We start from the raw sequence: 1,682 nt of genomic DNA, 5'->3' as shown, positions 1-1,682 counted from the left end.
GTCGGGCGCCGAGGCCTCGCTGGCCGGGGCCGGTGCGGCCGCCGGCTGGCCGGTCACCACGCCGATCGGGTAGGCCAGCGGGTCGTTCCAGAAGCCGTCGAACACCGCCGACAGCGCGCGCACGGCCGGCCCGGCCACCAGCACGTCGATGTCGAGGAAGTTGCTCTGTGCGCTCTGCACGAAGTAGGCGTCGCCGAGGTTGCGCCCGCCGGTCGACGCCAGCGCGTTGTCGGCCACGAACATCTTGTTGTGCATCCGGTGGTTGATGCGCCCGGCGTCGGTCAGCGAGGCCATCACCCGGCTCAGCGTCGCCATGCGGCCGGACGGGAACGGGTTGTACAGCCGCACCTCGATGCGCGGGTGCTGCGTCAGGCGCATCAGCGCGTCGTCCTGGCCGGCGGTGTTCAGGTCGTCGATCAGCAGCCGCACGCGCACGCCGCGGTCAGCGGCCGCACGCACGCGCTGCATCAGCGCACGTGACGATTCGTCGCTGTGGATCAGGTAGTACTGCAGGTCGAGCGTCTTCTGCGCCCGGTCGGCCAGCGCACTCAGCGCGGCGAACGCATCGTCGCCCGAGGCCAGCACGCGGAACCCCGAAATGCCGGGCGCCGGCGCATTGGCCGCGACGAACTTGCCGAGCGCGGTGTTCTCCGGGTCGGCCAGCGCCTGCACCGGCGGGCGCGGCACCGGCGGCGGCAGGCTGGCGCAGCCCCCCAGGCCGGTGAGGCAGAACAGCAGGGTGACGAAGGCGGTGCGCAACAGACGGCTCATTCAAGCGCCAGGGCAATCCGTGTGCCCTGGTCGATCGCGCGCTTGGCGTCGAGTTCGGTGGCTTCGTCCGCGCCACCGATCAAGTCAGCGTCCACACCCGAGGCGCGCAAGGGTTCCAGCAGTTCGCGCAGCGGCACCTGGCCGGCGCACAGCACGACGGTGTCGCACTCGATCAGCTGGCCGTCGCGCCGCTGCTCGCCATAGGTCACGAACAAACCCTGCGGCGTGATGCGCTCGTAGTTGACGCCGCCGATCATCTCGACCTGCTTCATCTGCAGCGCCGCGCGGTGGATCCAGCCGGTGGTCTTGCCCAGGCCCTTGCCGAGCTTGCCGGGCTTGCGCTGCAACAGCACCACCTGGCGCGCGGGCGGCGCGGGCCGCGCCGGCACGACGCCACCACGCACCGCGCTCGGATCGGCCACGCCCCATTCCGCCCGCCACTCGGCGAGGTTCATCGTCGGCGACTGGCCCGGCGGCGTGACGAGAAACTCCGCGACGTCGAAGCCGATGCCGCCGGCGCCGATCACCGCCACCTTGTCGCCGACCGGCTTGCGCTGCAGCAGCACGTCGAGGTAGCTCAGCACGTGCGGCAGCTCCTGGCCGGGGATCTTCGGGTCGCGCGGCGTCACGCCGGTGGCAAGCAGCACGCGGTCGTAGTCGCCGGCCACCAGCAGGCCGGCCGTGGCCCGCGTGTTCAGGTGCAGCGCGACGCCGGCCGCCTGCAGCCGCTGGGCGAAGTAGCGCAGCGTCTCGGAGAATTCCTCCTTGCCCGGCACGCGCCGCGCGAGGTTGAACTGCCCGCCGATCTCGGCCGCCGAATCGAACAGGTCGACCGCATGGCCGCGCTCGGCCAGCGTGCAGGCCGCCGCCAGCCCGGCCGGCCCCGCGCCCACCACCGCGACGCGGCGGCG

The 1,682-nt window shown here is 72.5% G+C and carries 2 protein-coding genes; both read right to left on the bottom strand.

Translation table 11 applies throughout. The annotated features are described in order from the left end of the window. Positions 1-771: phospholipase D-like domain-containing protein (locus ACXJLU_RS33255; protein WP_457337993.1), on the bottom strand; the 771-nt coding region annotated here is incomplete at its 3' end. Further along, on the bottom strand, positions 768-1,682 hold a 915-nt coding region (locus ACXJLU_RS33250; protein WP_457337992.1), incomplete at its 5' end, for an FAD-dependent oxidoreductase. The genes ACXJLU_RS33250 and ACXJLU_RS33255, both read right to left, overlap by 4 nt.

It is taken from the genome of Rhizobacter sp. P5_C2, from assembly GCF_054049715.1.
This window is presented reverse-complemented; position numbering and strand designations above follow the sequence as displayed.